The organism is Sphingomonas sp. Leaf242 (assembly GCF_001422045.1).
Classification (GTDB): Bacteria; Pseudomonadota; Alphaproteobacteria; order Sphingomonadales; family Sphingomonadaceae; genus Sphingomonas.
Window position 1 is genome coordinate 279,826 of sequence record NZ_LMLW01000001.1, and the last position, 15,831, is coordinate 295,656.

The 15,831-nt window shown below is 65.1% G+C and carries 18 protein-coding genes; 7 read left to right on the plus strand and 11 right to left on the minus strand.

Annotated features, from left to right (window positions below):
- Positions 1 to 156: 156 nt before the first annotated feature.
- Both ASF09_RS01325 and ASF09_RS19970 read right to left on the minus strand, forming a co-directional pair.
- Complete coding sequence (locus ASF09_RS01325; protein ID WP_060524054.1) at positions 157 to 657, minus strand: hypothetical protein; 501 nt, start codon at positions 655 to 657, stop codon at positions 157 to 159.
- A gap of 19 nt (positions 658 to 676) precedes the next feature.
- Positions 677 to 1,567, minus strand: coding sequence for a hypothetical protein (locus ASF09_RS19970; protein WP_156359124.1), 891 nt, complete (start codon positions 1,565 to 1,567; stop codon positions 677 to 679).
- Positions 1,568 to 1,820: 253 nt separating this feature from the next.
- Here ASF09_RS19970 and ASF09_RS01330 point away from each other — a divergent pair, with 253 nt between their 5' ends.
- From ASF09_RS01330 to ASF09_RS01365, 7 genes are all read left to right on the plus strand, one after another.
- Complete coding sequence (locus ASF09_RS01330; protein ID WP_060524863.1) at positions 1,821 to 2,138, plus strand: hypothetical protein; 318 nt, start codon at positions 1,821 to 1,823, stop codon at positions 2,136 to 2,138.
- Between the two features lie 537 nt (positions 2,139 to 2,675).
- A complete protein-coding gene (locus ASF09_RS01340; protein ID WP_156359125.1) occupies positions 2,676 to 2,918 on the plus strand; it encodes a hypothetical protein in 243 nt (80 codons plus the stop codon).
- A complete protein-coding gene (locus ASF09_RS01345) occupies positions 2,915 to 4,210 on the plus strand; it encodes a hypothetical protein (protein WP_060524060.1) in 1,296 nt (431 codons plus the stop codon). Before ASF09_RS01340 ends, ASF09_RS01345 begins: the two co-directional genes overlap by 4 nt.
- Complete coding sequence (locus ASF09_RS01350) at positions 4,207 to 4,662, plus strand: DUF3597 domain-containing protein (RefSeq protein ID WP_060524062.1); 456 nt, start codon at positions 4,207 to 4,209, stop codon at positions 4,660 to 4,662. Before ASF09_RS01345 ends, ASF09_RS01350 begins: the two co-directional genes overlap by 4 nt.
- Positions 4,663 to 4,735: 73 nt before the next feature.
- Positions 4,736 to 5,149: a glycine zipper 2TM domain-containing protein gene (locus tag ASF09_RS01355; RefSeq protein WP_183128697.1), complete on the plus strand. Its 414-nt coding sequence runs from the start codon at positions 4,736 to 4,738 to the stop codon at positions 5,147 to 5,149.
- A 278-nt stretch (positions 5,150 to 5,427) separates the two neighbouring features.
- Positions 5,428 to 5,640: a cold-shock protein gene (locus ASF09_RS01360; RefSeq protein WP_031394996.1), complete on the plus strand. Its 213-nt coding sequence runs from the start codon at positions 5,428 to 5,430 to the stop codon at positions 5,638 to 5,640.
- 105 nt (positions 5,641 to 5,745) lie between these two features.
- Positions 5,746 to 5,973: a hypothetical protein gene (locus ASF09_RS01365; protein ID WP_056047490.1), complete on the plus strand. Its 228-nt coding sequence runs from the start codon at positions 5,746 to 5,748 to the stop codon at positions 5,971 to 5,973.
- A 664-nt stretch (positions 5,974 to 6,637) separates the two neighbouring features.
- On the opposite strand, the gene ASF09_RS01370 is transcribed toward ASF09_RS01365, so the two are convergent.
- From ASF09_RS01370 to ASF09_RS01410, 9 genes are all read right to left on the minus strand, one after another.
- Positions 6,638 to 7,633, minus strand: coding sequence for a cell wall hydrolase (locus ASF09_RS01370; RefSeq protein ID WP_060524063.1), 996 nt, complete (start codon positions 7,631 to 7,633; stop codon positions 6,638 to 6,640).
- Positions 7,634 to 7,790: 157 nt separating this feature from the next.
- A complete protein-coding gene (locus tag ASF09_RS01375; protein ID WP_060524065.1) occupies positions 7,791 to 10,616 on the minus strand; it encodes a M16 family metallopeptidase in 2,826 nt (941 codons plus the stop codon).
- Positions 10,617 to 10,624: 8 nt separating this feature from the next.
- Positions 10,625 to 10,822, minus strand: a complete 198-nt coding sequence (locus ASF09_RS01380; RefSeq protein ID WP_197978314.1) for a hypothetical protein — start codon at positions 10,820 to 10,822, stop codon at positions 10,625 to 10,627.
- Positions 10,819 to 11,970: a tRNA guanosine(34) transglycosylase Tgt gene (gene tgt / locus ASF09_RS01385; RefSeq protein ID WP_060524067.1), complete on the minus strand. Its 1,152-nt coding sequence runs from the start codon at positions 11,968 to 11,970 to the stop codon at positions 10,819 to 10,821. The genes ASF09_RS01380 and tgt overlap by 4 nt, the downstream gene beginning before the upstream one ends.
- Position 11,971: 1 nt before the next feature.
- Positions 11,972 to 12,427: an EF-hand domain-containing protein gene (locus ASF09_RS01390; protein ID WP_060524867.1), complete on the minus strand. Its 456-nt coding sequence runs from the start codon at positions 12,425 to 12,427 to the stop codon at positions 11,972 to 11,974.
- An 8-nt stretch (positions 12,428 to 12,435) separates the two neighbouring features.
- The gene (queA, locus tag ASF09_RS01395) at positions 12,436 to 13,461 is read right to left on the minus strand and encodes a tRNA preQ1(34) S-adenosylmethionine ribosyltransferase-isomerase QueA (RefSeq protein ID WP_060524069.1); all 1,026 of its coding nucleotides are present in this window, start codon (positions 13,459 to 13,461) and stop codon (positions 12,436 to 12,438) included.
- A gap of 7 nt (positions 13,462 to 13,468) precedes the next feature.
- A complete protein-coding gene (locus ASF09_RS01400; protein ID WP_056047501.1) occupies positions 13,469 to 14,191 on the minus strand; it encodes a peptidylprolyl isomerase in 723 nt (240 codons plus the stop codon).
- Between the two features lie 222 nt (positions 14,192 to 14,413).
- A complete protein-coding gene (gene coaD, locus ASF09_RS01405; protein ID WP_060524071.1) occupies positions 14,414 to 14,920 on the minus strand; it encodes a pantetheine-phosphate adenylyltransferase in 507 nt (168 codons plus the stop codon).
- Between the two features lie 9 nt (positions 14,921 to 14,929).
- Entirely contained in the window at positions 14,930 to 15,829 is a 900-nt protein-coding gene (locus ASF09_RS01410) for a polyprenyl synthetase family protein (protein WP_060524073.1), read from the minus strand.
- Between the last annotated feature and the right edge of the window lie 2 nt (positions 15,830 to 15,831).

The following is a 15,831-nucleotide window of genomic DNA, read 5'->3' on the forward strand; positions in this document are numbered from 1 at the left end:
CCAATCTCATTCACCGGTTGCGATCCCTCCGTGTTAAGTCGTCGCTCGCCTTCGCAATACCGATCGCCACTGAGTAGGGACGCTCGGCGAGTGCGGCGGGATCACGTTGGCGGAGCGACCGAAGCGGTACCGATTTCATTTCGGTATCATCAGTCTTTATAGCGGCTGCGAGTTGTCCGCGTTGGCGCGATCTTGGTGCTTGATCGAGCGCTGCCAATTCGAGGTCATATAGCCCGACACGCCATTTACTCGCTGCGTAGTAGCCGTATATCCACGTTCGGTCAGGATCTTCGTCGTCACCACGTGCAGCGCGACCCCGCAAATCGGGTAGAGCAGCATTCCAGCCAGCGCGATCAGTATGGCTATGAATGCGGGATTTCGCTCCTCGCCAGTTTTAGTCGTCAAAGGGCGGACGCCCGAGCCGTCAGGTTTCCTGGGCAAGAGTCCCATGGCACCGATAGCCATGACTGCGACACCTAGCGGTGGGAACGCGCTCATCGCCGTTTCAACGACAATCTCGGGGGCATACATCTTGATTTCCTTGCAGAGGGAAATAAAGACAATTGCTCCGTAAATGGCCATCGCTGCGCCGCCAGCGAACAGGCCGAAAAATGGTATGCGGTACCACGGCTTCCACTGGGGAATGTCTTCATTCATCGGATGCAGCGTCCGGTCGTCATAGAAAACCAGGAGTCCAGGTGACTCGCGATGCTTGATTGGCTATCCAATCGGACCATTCCCCTGCCTCTCTCGATAAATCCCGAACCACTTGTGATGACTCGATCCGACGCCAGGTTGCTTCACTCTCTGCAACTGCGGCCTTCAGGCGAGCCAAGCCTTCATCGCATAACTGCCCGAGTTTTCGCGTCAGGCCTAGGCGATTGTCAATCCAGTCGAGCGCTAGCGATACCCCGACTCCAATTACGAGGGCGGCGACTACGGGCCCAACGGCAATCACGGCCGTTCCCATCAAGGCAGCGGTACCAACGCCGACCGCATACGCTGCGGCCGTGGCAACTAGACATTTGGCGATGTCCATTCCTATGGCGCCAAAAAGAGATCCTAACGTAGCTCTGTCGTTGCTAACATAATCTACCACGTCGATTACCGTGCAAAACAGGATACCAAATATCACGCTGTCGCGTGCAGCGGCCTTCATGCCGGCTTTCGTCATTTTCAGAGAAATTATCTTAGGATGCATCAGCCCGTATCTTGGGCCGGTCAGAAATTGCCTGGCTCCCGCATATCCCTTGAAAACGACATGCTGTCTTCCTCTGTATGTCTTTAGAATATACTGGCCGCCAATGCCTAATTCGGCAATGATAAGGCGTACGGTTGCTCCTCCTTCTCGGACGTCTTTCCCAATTGGAAAATAGCTTTTGATATTTTCTAGGTAATCGTGCCCGTGCTTCTGCCAAAACTCGTTTGATTTTCGAAGCGTGGTCTTACCGAGTGCAACCTGCTTGTCGGTCCAAGTGCGAACTACATGCTTGAGATCGACGACCGCGGCTTGCGCATTTGCTTGGGAACGTTGACCCGGCATCGCTCTAGCAGTTGGTCCAGTCATATAGACTCCAGTTTTCACCGATGTTTTTACAAGCGAAGGTTGCACTAACCAGAACAGCAGGAAAGTATTTCGCCGTCAATATCATCGCCATGCGATTGCCAGAGAGCAACGGAAATGTGTGGCAAGGGATTGTTAAGATGGTTAATTACCTCGTCGCATCGCCACCGAGGGGAGGGGCTTGCGGGCGACTGGTTTGGAACATGTCGTAGGTCCGATCCGTTGCCTGATATAGACCGCTGAATTGGATTCGACCATGACCAAGCCTCATCCGCACAAGCCCACCGCCCAGCCCAAGACGTTCGGCATCAACGCGCTGTCGATTGGGGCCGCGGCGATCGGTCTCGGGGGTGCGTTGCTGGCGGTGTTCCTGCGATCGAAGGCCAACCCCGCCGAGCATGCCGCGCCCGATCTCGCGCTCGACAAGCCCCGCCCGGGTGCGACCGATCGCGCGCCGGCCGCCTTCCGCCCCGATCCCACCGCGGTCCCCACCAAGGCCGAGCGCGAGTCGCTCCGCCCCGCCACCGGCCCGGCCCCGTCGTTCGCCGCGGATCGCGGTTCGACGCTCGGCTGAGACGGCTTCCTGATCCTCCCCCGCAAGGGGAGGTGGCTGGCGCTTGCCAGACGGAGGGGGAGGGGGCAAATACTCACGTCCCGTGTCCGCCCCCTCCGTCACCTGCGGTGCCACCTCCCCCTGGCGGGGGAGGATAAGTAGGGCTCGTCTACGCCGATCCCGAATCCTCCACCCTCGCTCCGTCACACCGGATTGCTTCCGGGGGCCACGCTCCCCCGAATTTGATAGCCGCGGTAGTGCGGAACGTTGGATACCGGAACGAGTCCGGTATGACGGGGGGAGGTGGCTTCGCCACGCCAGTCGGCCACGCACCCGTTGCCGAGCCCCCGTTGCCGATGCCAACCGTCATCCCCCCGTCCGTCATCCTGACGAAAGTCAGGACCCAGAGCCCCAAGCGCCGTACCCCGTAACCCTGGGTCCTGACTTTCGTCAGGATGACGATAGGGGGCGGCAGCACGAGCACCACCCGATAAAACCGCTGTCCTACACATCCCGATCCGGCATACCTGATCGGTCCTCTCGCAACGAGGATCGACCATGGCAAACGCACCCACTCCGGCCGATCCGCGACTCTGCCACTTGGCCAAGCGCGCCGTACCCGCCCCCAAGCCACGCTACGAACCCCCGATCCCCGACCACCTCCCCGACGCGGTCCGCCACGTCATGGCCTGGCAAGCGCATGTCGACGCCGGCCGGATCGGCAACCGCCTGCCCGTATCCCCCGAGATCGCCGCCAACCGCGACCGCTGGACCGCGCTTGCCCGGACCATGCGCAAGTGACCGCTGCTCTCCAGGAACACGGTATCGACGCGCCGCCGATCGACTCCTTCACGCAACAACATCGCCAGCGCATCGACGGCTGGTCCCCCGAGCGCCAGCGCGGCTTTCTCGAACGCATCGCCGAGGGTGCCACCGTCGACGAGGCGACCGCCAGCGTCGGCCTGTCGCCCCGCGCCGCGTACAGCCTGCGCCGCCGTGCATCGGGCGCGGCGTTCGCGCTCGGTTGGGACGCCGCCAAGCTCGTCGCGCGGCCGATCGTCGCCGAGGCGCTGTTCTGTCGCGCGATGGTCGGCCAGATCGAGCGTCTCACTAAGCCCGACGGCGACGTGATCGAACGCCACCGCTTCGACAACCGCCTCGCCATGTCGCTGCTCGCTCGGCTCGATCGCCATGCCGAGGAAAGCGAGACCACCAACGCCGCCGCGCGCCTGATCGCGACCGAGTTCGATGCGTTCCTCGACCTCGTCGAGCGCGATGCCGGCCCGGCCCGCGCCGGCCTGTTCCTCGGCGAACGCGTCCGCTCGACCGAAATAGGGGAAGGGCTGGCGCCGATCGTGGCGCTCGCCCGCGCCGACCGCTGGCTTCGCAGCAACGCCGGCCTCGCGTCGGAGGTCGACGTCGCCGATCTCGATCCCGCCGCCCGCGCAGGCTGGACCGCCGAGCAATGGGCGCGCGCGGAGGCCGCCGGGCTGCTCAGTCTCGCGCCCGAACCCGTCGCCAAACCGGTGCCACAGAAACCCGCTCCAGCGTCTGCACTTTCTGCACTTCCGGCGGCCGAGCCCGACGGACGCGATGGCGAATGCCCGGTCTGGTGGGACGACGTCACCTGTGCCTGGCGCACCCGCTTCCCACCGCCGAGCGACTATGACGAAGAGGACGGCAGCATTTTCGGCGACGACGATTACAGCCGCGACTGTTCCGAGGAGGAGGTGATCATCCTCGATGCGCCGCGCGACCGCGAAACCGCCGAGCGGGTCGTCGTCGAGGGCGCAGACCGCGACAGCTGGTTCATCGGCTATGCGGTCGACTGCGGGCTGATCGGCGATGACGAGGTCGACGCGGTGGCCCCCACCGATGCGGCCCGAGTCGCGGCGCTCGCCGATATGTTCGATCCGGAACGCCCGAGCGAACCCGACCCCGAGTTCGAACCCGGTGCCGATCACCGCCCCGGCGCGGGCCCCGGCCAGTCGCACGGCGCGGCCGATCTGACGCCGGCGCTTGCGGACGCTGCACCCAAATCCGCCACCGGGCGTTCTCCCGCCATACGCCTCATCAACGGAGACCCCCCATGAGCATCTTCAGCAAGATCAAGTCCGCCATCTTCGGTGAGCACGGCCCGCTCGGCAGCGGCCATTTCGGCACGCCCAAGGCCGACGCACCGGCTCCAGCGCCCGCGCCGCAGACCACCGCAGCCCAGCCCGCGCCGACGCCAACGCCGACGACTGCCGCCCCGACTCCGCAGGCGGCGCCCGCCGCGCCCGCCCAGTCGGTCGATGTCGAGGCCGTTCTCTCGGGTATCGCCTCCAAGAAGGGTTCGGATCTCAACTGGCGCACCTCGATCGTCGATCTGATGAAGCTGCTCGATCTCGATTCGAGCCTCGACAACCGCAAGGAGCTCGCCACCGAGCTCGGCTATACCGGCGCAAAGGACGGCAGCGCCGAGATGAACATGTGGCTGATCAAGGCCGTGATGCGCGAGCTTGAGAAGAACGGCGGCACCGTGCCTGCCAACCTCAAGGACTGATCTGGGATAGGCGCCGGCAACCAAACCCCGGCGCCGATCATTACGCTCTCGATATCCACGGAAAGGACACGACATGCGCGTTGCGATGCTGGGCCTGCTGGCCGCCTCCACTCTGGTCGCCGGCTGCGTTGGCGACGGCGGCAGCCGCTACGGCGCCGACCCGCGCTATCGGTCCTACGACTATAACCGGCCGGATCCCGCGTACAACGGCTACGATGCCGGCCGCTATTACCGCGACGACCGCCGCTACCGCGAGCGCCGCCTGTCGCAGAACGAGCGCGTCTATCGCGGCAACGACGGCCGGTACTATTGCCGCCGCAACGACGGCACCACCGGGCTGATCGTCGGCGGAGTCGCGGGCGGCGTGCTCGGCAACGTTATCGCGCCGGGCGGTTCGGGCCTGCTCGGCACCGTCCTCGGCGCAGCCGGCGGGGCGCTTGCCGGGCGTGCCATCGACCGCAACAGCAACGAGACGCGTTGCCGCTAAGCCGCTCGACCGGCACCGAAATATCGGTGTCGGTCGTCACGAAGTATTGCTGCTTCGGGATGGGCGCGCGAAAATATTAGTTGCGTAAATCGACGCGGTTTTTGACCCATTTTATCGGCAAGATTTGCATTTCCGGCGATCTTGGCCCATATGGTGCTCAGCTACAGTCGCATATCGACGGTTCTTGGCGCTTTGCGGCACCTTTCTCCTTCTTTCCCTGCTCCGCGGCACGGGCCGCCCGAACGTCGGGTTGCCCCATACTAAGAAGGAGCCATCTCATGGCTATCACCGGAACCGTAAAATTCTTCAACGCCGACAAGGGCTATGGCTTCATCGCGCCGGATGGCGGCGGCAACGATGCATTCGTGCACATCACCGCGGTTGAGCGCGCCGGCATGCCGACGCTGAACCAGAACCAGCGCGTCACCTACGAGCTCGAGCCCGACAAGCGTGGCAAGCAGTCGGCCGTGAACCTCCAGCCAGCCGATTGATCTCGCTGGCGGATTACGGTCCGCCAACCTGATCTCGGCTGCGATGCGGCGGCTATCATGGCCGCCGCTTCACCCCTTTGAAATTTCCCGCAGGAGCGCACCAGCATGGCCGATAATCCAGAATTTTACCGGGCCCGCGCTGATGAAGAGCGTCGCAATGGCGATGCCGCCCTCCTCGACAACGTTCGCGACCGCTGCCGCCGTGCCGAAAAGGCCTGGGACGAAATGGCCTCGCGCGCCGAGCGCACCCAGGTCCTCCGCGCCGCGCGCGAAGCCGCCCCTCCCGGCGGCGAGCGCATGAACATGATGAACGTGATGGTCGCCGCCGAATAGGCGCACCTGCGATCACCACGATGCGATCGACGAATGAAGACAGCCCGGGTGCCACCAGCGCCCGGGCTTTTCTGTGTCAGGAAGCGGCCGATAGACCCGGTTGAGTTCGGGGACTCTCGATCCCGTCATACCCATCCCTTCGGCTACGTTTAAGGGGATCGCCTAAACCTGCAACTCGGCGAACTCCAACGTTCCGGATTGGGCAAATTGAGCCCTGAAACCAGTCCGTGATAGCCAACCTGTCGGACCGTCCTGCGCCCCAAGCGGTGGAAGTCGCGCCGCTCCAGCAGCGATGCCTGGAACCCATCGACAGCCGGTTTGAACCGCTAAATCCGCTCTTTTCGCGCGTTATTTCGGCCGCTTCGGCTTTACTCAGGAGTTCAGGATCTCCGTTGCCGCCTATCGATAGAATATGGCCCGCGGAACAGTGTGCCCGTGAACCAGTCGGTGATCATAGTTTCAAGCAGGTAGTCGTCATTCCCGCGCAGGCGGGAACCCATAATGGCAAACCTCGCGACGTGATCGCCTACGCGTGAGCATATGGGTCCCCGCCTCCGCGGGGATGACGATGGTTAGGTGACAATGGGTATAACCACGGAACAGTACCGAGCGACGGAGCAATCTTGGCGCTGCCGCACCCGAACACACTGAGTGTCGGTCGGCCCTATTTCAACGGCTTCCCCGAATCCTTCCAGCGATCCAGAATCTGCGATTCGGGCGGCAGCATGTCGTCGGCAACCGGCGCGGGTGTAGGGGTGGCGGACTTCATGGACATCGCGCCCCGCTGAACCGACGCCATCGAGACAGCCGCGACGCTCGGCGTTGGAACGGTATCCGCCGCGGCGACGCCTGCAGCGATCATCGCCGGCGTGGGTGAAGCGATCGGTGCCAGTGGGGTGTGCGGCCCCGGTACGGGTTCACCGCCGCCATAATGTTGGCTGAACGCGGCCGATGTGCCCCAATACCCCTTCCATCGGTGGAAGAAATGCGCGCCGACGACATCGGTCATTACCATGCTGCGGTTCCACGCCGGGGTCACCGCATAAGTGTGATAATGCGTCGCCAGGCCGACCGGTGCGTAGACATAGCCGGACAGCGCCATGCCCGCGGCCCGCGCCGCCCGCATCCACGCCGCGCGATTGGGAATACGCGCCATCGCGCCATCGCACGCAAAGCTGAACTGGCAGCCGGCATGTTCGGACCCTTGATACACCACGCCGCACACGGTCGCGGGAAATGCCGGATGGCGGGTACGATTGAGGATCACCTGCGCCACGGCCTGCTGGCCTGCATCGGGTTCCGATGCCGCTTCATAATAGATCGCGGCAGTCAGGCACTGCACCGCGCGGCCGCGATCTATCGCCGAGATGCCGGTCGTCGAGAATGGCCGGGCGGGGACGATACCGACGTCTATCGCCGTACCGGCGGGGATCGGCAGGTCGGGAAGATCGATCGTCCCGGTCACGCCGGCAGCGGGCGCGGCGGTTTCCTGCTTGTCCGACACCGTCGGCAAAGCGGTATCGCCCGGCAAGGTCGAAGCATCGGTGCGATCAGCCGTGACCGCGCCGTGGCGCGCGATGGCACGCAGCGCGGCCTGCGCGGACATCCCGGCACCGATCACCAACAGCACCGCAACCATGCCCAACCAGATGCGGCGCATCAGCCGAAATGTTCGCATCTGAACCCGCAACCGACTTACCTCGCCTCTGCCCGACCGCCGCGGGAGAATCGGAGTATAGCCGATTATGCCGCCGCGAACTGTTCCGTATTTACAGCGCGTCCCGTCTCGGGACGCACGGCATCGTGGCAGGAATTGCTTACCGCAAGGTTGGCGTGTCGAGGTTCAAGGCGGCTTCGGGAATGACTTCGACGTTGGGATAGGCTTTGCGCAAGGGCGCGATGAACTGCTTCGCATCGCCGACCACGACGATGCTCGCCGCCTTCGGGTCGAGCAGCGCGATCGCCGCCGCCTGCACGCCCTTTGGATCGACCGCTCCGACCGCGCCCGTGAAGCGTTGGAGTTCGCCCAGCGGTACCCCGTTCTGAACATATGCGCCGAGAATGTTGGCGACACCGGCGGTCGTCTCGATCCCGCGTCCGAAATTGCCGATCAGCACGGCTTTACGCGTGTCGAGTTCGGCCGCCGGGACGGGGGCCGACCCCATCCGGGTCATCTCGGCGGCGATCAGCGTTACCACCTCCGCCGCTGTCGGGTTCTTGGTCTGGGTTCGCGCGGCGATCGTCCCCTGGGTCTTGCCGGCATCCAGCGCGCTGCCCGCACCGTAGGCCAGCCCGCGCTTGATCCGGATTTCCTGGTTCAGCCGCGACGAGAAGCCGCCGCCGAGCACGGTGTTGCCCACCGCCAGCGCATAATAGCGCGGGTCGGCGCGTTCGATGGCCGGCCGCGCGACGACGACGCCCGCTTGTCCCGCCTCGGGCATGTCGACGACGATCACGCGAGGCTTGGGATAGACGACCGGTGTAGCCTTCGGTGCACCTGCGCCCTGTGTCGTCCAGCGGCCGAACTGCGCCTCGGCCAATGCCTTCGCCTTGGCGGCGGTGACGTCGCCGACCATGATCAGCGTCGCTTGGTCCGGCTTGAAGCTGCGCGCATAGGCCGCGGTGATGTCGTCGCGCGTGATCGCTTTCAGCGATAGCGGAGTTCCCCCGCTGGGCGCACCATAAGGCGATGCGCCAAGCACCGCCCGGTCCGCGACGAGCCCGGCGACCTGCGCGGGGTCCTTGAGCGCCAGCGTGACCGCGTCGATCTGTTGCGTGCGTGCGCGCTCGATCTCCTCGGGCGCAAACGCCGGGTTGATCGCGACGTCGGCGAGGATCGCCATCGCCGGCGGCAGCTGATCCGATTTCACGGTCACGTCGACCGACGCCCCGTCGCTCGCCGCAGTGCTGCCGATCGCACCACCAAGACCTTCGATGGAGCGCGCGATCTGCGTCGCGGACCGCGTCTTCGTACCCTTGGTCAACAGGTCGGCAGACAGGCTGCTGACGCCGGCGCGGTTCGCAGGATCGGTGGCCGCGCCGCCCGCGGTCACGAGATACGCGGTGACGATCGGCAGGTCGTGCCGCTCCACCGTCACCAGCCGCATGCCGTTGGCAAGGCGGGTCTCGATCGGCTGCGGGATCGTCGGCGATACAGGTGCGCTTGGCGCAGGCGGCTGGACGCGCTGGCTGTCAGGCGCAGGCGTCACGATTTCGATATTTGCCGGTCCCTTCAGATCCGCGACTTGCACGGTCGGCGCCACCGCGATCGTATCCGCGATACCGCCCGCAGGTTTAGCGGCAAGTGGCATGTAGCGGATCGTTGCCGATTGATTGTCGCCAAGATATTTCCGCGCAACCCGCTGGATATCCGCCGCCGTCACCCGCGATATCGCCGCCAACTGCTTGTCAGCCGCCGCCGGATCGCCATCGATCAGCACCGCTGCGGCCAGCGTGCTCGCCTTGCCCTCTGCCGTCTCGCGCGACTGGATCGACTGGGTCAGGATCTCGTTCTTCGCCTCCGCCAGTTCCGCGGCGGTCACCGGTGCATCGCGGAACCGGGCGATCTCGCGCTTCAACGCGGCCTCGCCCGCCTCGACCGTCTTGCCGCCTGCCAGGATGGCATAGACGATCATGTTGCCGGTCGCCTGCTTGGTATCGAGCATGGCCTCCGCGGACTGCGCCAGTTGGTCGCGGTACACTAGGCTTTCGTACAGTCGCGAACTCTCGCCGGTCGCCAGCACTGCTTTCAGCACCGTCAGCGCGGGGATATCCGCGTCACGGTCCGGCGGCAGGTGATAGCTGACCAGCACGGCTGGCAGCGGCGTGTTCGGCTCGTACACGGTACGCGTCACCGCCTTGGTCCGCGCGGGCTCGGCCACCGTCACGCGGGGGATCGCGGTCGCCGGCTTCTTGATCCCCGCGAAATACTGGTCGACCCAGCCGTTCAGCTGTGCCGGATCGAAATTGCCCGACACCACGAGGATCGCGTTGTCCGGCCGATAATAGGTCGCATGGAACGCCCGTACGTCGTCGATCCCGGCGGCTTCGAGGTTCTCCAGGCTGCCGATCCCCGGCCGCGCATAGGGATGAACCTGATAGGCAAGCTCGGGATAGTAGATCGAGAACAGCTTGCCGTAGGGTTGCGCGAGCGTCCGCTGGCGCAGTTCCTCCTTCACCACATCGCGCTCCGAGCCGAAGCTCTTGGGCTCGACGACGAGGCTCGCCATGCGATCGGCCTCCGCGAACAACAGCCGCTGGAGGTGGTTCGCCGGGATCACCTCGTAATAATTGGTATAGTCGTCGTTGGTCGAGGCGTTGTTGTAGCCGCCGACATCCTCGGTCAGCCGGTCCATCTGCTCCGACACAAGATTGCGCGTCGACTTGAACATGAGGTGTTCGAACATGTGCGCGAACCCGGACTTGCCCTTGGGATCGTCCTTGGAGCCGACGTCGTACCAGACCTGCACAGACACGTTCGGCGTGCCGGTATCGCGGATCGCATACACGCGCAGGCCGTTCGGCAGCGTACGCTCGGTATACGCGATCGGCTTCACAGAAACCTGCGTGGGAGCGGTCTGCGCTACCGCCGCTACGGGAAGACATGCTGCGGTCAGCAGCAGAGCGGAGCGGAGGAGGCGCATCGGGATCCTTACTTGTTGCGGTTCGCGAACAGCACTGCGCCCGCGATCGCCGCCGAGCCGATGCCGACGCCAAGCCCGATCTTCGCGAGCGGCCAGCTCTTGGCCTTCTCCGCGGCGTTATGCGCGGCGGCTTCGGCCTGCAGCTTTGCCTCCTTCGCGGCGGCGAGGATTTCGTTCGGGGTGTCGCTGTCGATCTTGATCGTCACTTGGGCTCTCCTTCACTCTTCCGGGCATACACGCCACGGAAATCATTCGCGAACTGCGTCAGCGTCCCCGAGGCGATCGCCGCCCGCAGATCCGCCATCAGCGTCTCGTAGAACCAGATGTTATGCTCCGTCATGAGCATTGCGCCAAGCATTTCGCCCGACCGTACCAGATGATGCAGATACGCCCGGCCCCAGGTCGCGCAGACCGGGCAGGGGCAGGCGGGATCGAGCGGCCCCATATCCTCGGCGAACTTGGCATTACGGATGTTGATCGGGCCGGTGCGCGTAAAGGCCTGGCCGGTCCGCCCGGAGCGCGTGGGCATCACGCAATCGAACATGTCGATCCCGCGCTCGACCGCGCCGATGATGTCGTCCGGCTTGCCGACGCCCATCAGGTAGCGCGGCTTGTCGACCGGCAACTGGTCCGGCGCGAAGTCGAGGCAGCCGAACATCGCTTCCTGGCCTTCGCCGACCGCGAGCCCGCCGACTGCATAGCCGTCGAAGCCGATATCGATCAGCGCATCCGCCGACGACTTCCGAAAACCTTCGTTCAGCGCACCCTGCTGGATCCCGAAGATCGCATTGTTCTCGGCATGATCTTCGCCCGCATCGAACGCCGCGCGCGACCGCTTGGCCCAGCGCATCGATCGCTCCATCGCCGCCGCCTGTACTTCACGCGTCGACGTCGTCGGCACGAGTTCGTCGAACGCCATGACGATGTTCGAACCGAGCAGCCGCTGGATCTCGATCGACCGCTCGGGGCTTAGCAAATGTCGCGTGCCGTCGAGATGCGACTTGAACGAGACGCCCTCCTCGGACCGCTTGGTCAGGTCGGCAAGACTCATCACCTGATAGCCGCCGGAATCGGTCAGGATCGGCTTCGACCAGCCCGAGAACGCGTGCAGCCCACCTAGCCGCGCGACCCGCTCGGCGCCCGGCCGCAACATCAAATGATAGGTGTTGCCGAGGATGATATCCGCGCCCGCGCCAACCACGTCGGCGGGTTTCATCCCCTTGACCGTCGCGGCGGTGCCGACCGGCATGAACGCAGGCGTGCGGATGTCGCCGCGCTGCATCGCGATGACGCCGGTGCGTGCCTTGCCGTCGGTGGCGGAGATGGTGAAGTCGAAGCGGGGACGGGTGGTCATATTATTTTTTCTTGCGGAGGCCGTAGCGATCGCCGGCCGGCGCGCCGCGGATGGTGATGAGTTCGGCGCGAGTCAGCACGCCGTCCTTGTCGCGGTCGAACCGCGCGAAGAATTGCGCGAACCGCGCCTGGAGTTCGGCCAGCGTGATCCGGTTGTCGCCGTCGCGATCAATCTCGAACGGGCTCGGCAAAGCGTTGCGATCGCCGAGCCATGCCTGCGCCCAGTCGGCATAGGCAATGTACCCGATCGATCCCGACGCAGCGCCCTCGGCGGTTGCATAGCTCCGCGCAACGCACGCGGTCAGTTCGGCCTGCGTCACGCGGCCGTCACCGTTCGCATCGCACGCGGCAATGAACAGCGCAGCCGGCTCGGCGAAGATCGTCGCGGGCGGTTGCGGCGCGCCCGCGGGCGGCGGCGCGGCCGTGATAGCCTGAAGCAGAGCGAGAGCGAGCAGCATGCCGCCCGTCATGGCAGCAGAAGCGAGGCGTCGCCATAGCTGTAGAACCGATACTTCTCAGCGATCGCATGCGCATACGCCGCCTGCATCCGCTCGCGCCCCATCAGCGCCGACACCAGCATGAACAACGTCGAGCGCGGCAGATGGAAATTGGTCATCAGCCCGTCGATGCCGCGGAACCGGTATCCCGGCGTAATGAAGATCGCGGTGTCGCCGTCGAATGGACGGATCACGTCGTCCTCGCCGGTCGCGCTCTCGATCAGTCGCAGCGACGTCGTACCCACCGCGATCACGCGACCACCGCTTGCGCGGACTGCGTTGAGCCGGTCGGCGGTGGCGGCATCGATCCGGCCCCACTCGGCGTGCATCCGGTGCTCGGTCGTATCGTCTGCCTTGACCGGCAGGAACGTCCCCGCGCCGACATGCAGCGTCAGCGTCGCGTGACCGATCCCCGCCGCGTCGAGCGCCGCCATCAACTTGGGCGTGAAGTGCAACGCCGCGGTCGGCGCCGCGACCGCACCTGGCTCGCACGCGAACATCGTCTGGTAATCGTCCGCATCGCGTTCGTCGGTCGGGCGCTTGCTGGCGATGTACGGGGGCAGGGGCATGTGGCCCGCGCGTTCCAGCAGCAGCTCGACCGGCTCGTCGCCCTCGAACACCAGCGCGTAGCTGCCGTCGTCTTCGCGATCGACCGCCGCCGCGCTGACGCCGTTGCCGAACGCGATCACGTCGCCGTCGTGAAGCCGCCGCGCGTTGCGGATGAATGCCCGCCACCGACGCGGGCCCTCGCGCTTGTGCAAGGTCGCACCGATCTTCGAATCCCCGCGCCGTCCTTCGAGCTGGGCGGGGATCACGCGCGTATCGTTGAACACGAGCATGTCGCCACGCCGCAGCAACAACGGCAGGTCGGACACGCCCGCATCAAGGGTACGATCACCTTCGAGTACCAGCATCCGTGCAGAATCGCGCGGCGCCGAGGGGCGCAGCGCGATGTTGTCGGTCGGCAGGTCGAAGTCGAAAAGGTCGACGTTCAACGGAGTCTCACTTCTTGGCAGGCGCCTTCTTGACCGGCGCCTTGCGGGCCGGCGCGAGCTTGGGCTTCGCCGCGTTCGGGCCCGAAGCCGTTCCCGGCAACGTCACCGGCGCACCGAGCGCAGGCGCCGGCGGGCCAGCGACATACGCCGGAGGATTGTCCGCCGCGATATAGGCATGGACGATCCGCGACGGGTTCGCGGGCGGCTCGCCGCGCTCGATCGCGTCGACATACTGCATCCCGTCGATCACGCGGCCGAACACGGTGTATTTCTTGTCGAGGCTGAGGCGCGGCTGGAAGACGATGAAGAACTGGCTGTTCGCGCTGTCCTCCTTGTCAGAGCGGGCCGCCGACACCGCGCCGCGGACGTGCGGCAGATAATTGAATTCGGCCTTGAGGTCGGGCAGCGTCGATCCACCGGTGCCGTCGCCCTTGGGATCGCCGCCCTGCGCCATGAAGCCATCGATCACGCGGTGAAAGGCGAGGCCGTCATAGAAATGCTGGCGAGTCAGCGTCTTGATCCGCTCGACCATCAGCGGCGCGACGTCGGGCCGCAGCCAGATCGTCACGCGGCCGCCGGTCGACAGGTCGAGCAACAACAGGTTCTGCGTATCGGTCGTGAGCGGCGGCGTGAGGCGCGCAGGGGCTGCCACGACATCCTTCTTCTGCGCAGCGGCTGGTACCGTGACGAGGCACCCGAGCAACGCGAACATTCCGACGAAAAAGCGCATCAAATTCCCACTCGCAAGAGGCCCGGCGCAACCAGGCTGCCGCCACTTAGAGCAAATCCCCGCTTGCGCCAATCTGAACGTGCGGGGCCGCTGACGCCTAACTGCTCCCCTCCCTGAAAGGGAGGGGCCGGGGGTGGGTCGGCCCGCTTGAGCCTCAACGGTCCAGTCATGCGGCACCCGACCCACCCCCAACCCCTCCCTTCCAAGGAGGGGCGAAGAAGGTTAGCTCCCCTTGCGGCCGATCTTCTGGACCCGCGCCACGACCTCGACCCGCACCGATTCCGGCACGAACTTGGCGATATCGCCGCCATACAGCGCGATTTCCTTGACCAGCCGGCTCGCGATCGGCTGCAACGCGACGTCGGCCATCAGGAACACCGTCTCGACGCGCGGATTGATCTGCTGGTTCATTCCCGCCATCTGGTACTCATATTCGAAATCGGCGACCGCGCGTAAGCCGCGGACGATCACCTTCGCGCCCTGCCGCTCGGCGAAATCCATCAGCAGCGAATCGAATGCGACGACCTCGATGTCGCCGCCGATGCTCGCGACCTCGCGGCGCACCGTCGCCATCCGCTCCTCGATCGTGAACATCGGCGACTTCGAGGGATTGGTGGTGACGCCGATCACCAGCCGGTCGACCAGCTTGGCGCCGCGCCGGATGATGTCCATGTGACCTAGGGTGACCGGATCGAACGTGCCGGGATAAACGCCGATTCGCGGTGTCATTGCGCTCTCCTAGCGGTCGCGTTCGAGCACGTAGCGGGCGATATCCCGCAGCAGATCGGCTTCCTTGCCATAGCTATGGAGATGCGCGATCGCCTGGTCGACCAGCATCCGTGCCTGTTCGCGCGCGCGCTCGGGCCCGAGCAGCGACAGAAACGTCTCCTTGCCCGCGACCTCGTCCTTGCGCAGCGACTTGCCGACCACCGCCTCGTCGCCCTCGGCATCGAGCAGGTCGTCGGCGATCTGGAATGCGAGCCCCAGATCGTGCGCATAGCCGCGCAATCCGACGCGCCCCTCGGGTGGCAGGCGCCCGAGGATCGCCCCAGCCTCGACCGACGCCGAGATCAGCGCCCCGGTCTTCATCTGCTGCAACCGCGTGACGGTGGTGAGGTCGAACCGCGTGTTTTCGGCCTCGATATCCATCTTCTGCCCGCCCGCCATGCCGTTGGGGCCGGCGGCGCGCGCGAGATCCTGAACCAGTTCGATGCGGACGAACGGATCGGGATGCGTGGCGGGATCGGCGAGGATCTCGAACGCCAGCGCATGCAGGCAATCGCCCGCCAGGATCGCGGTCGCCTCGTCGAACAGCTTGTGCACGGTCGGCTTGCCGCGGCGCATGTCGTCGTCGTCCATCGACGGCAGATCGTCGTGGATCAGCGAGTAGACGTGGATCGCCTCCAGCGCGGTCGCCGCTCTCGCGGAACAGTCGCGTGATACGTCGAACAGGTTGGCGGTCGCGAACACGAGCAGCGGCCGCAGGCGTTTGCCGCCACCGATCGCCGCATGACGCATGGCTCGGTACAGGTCGTGACGCGGATCGTCGGGGATCGCCAGCAACTGGTCGAACTGCCGGTCGATCTCCGCCGAAACCTCAGCGAGCGCATCCTTCAGCGTGGTGGAAATCGCTGCCACCG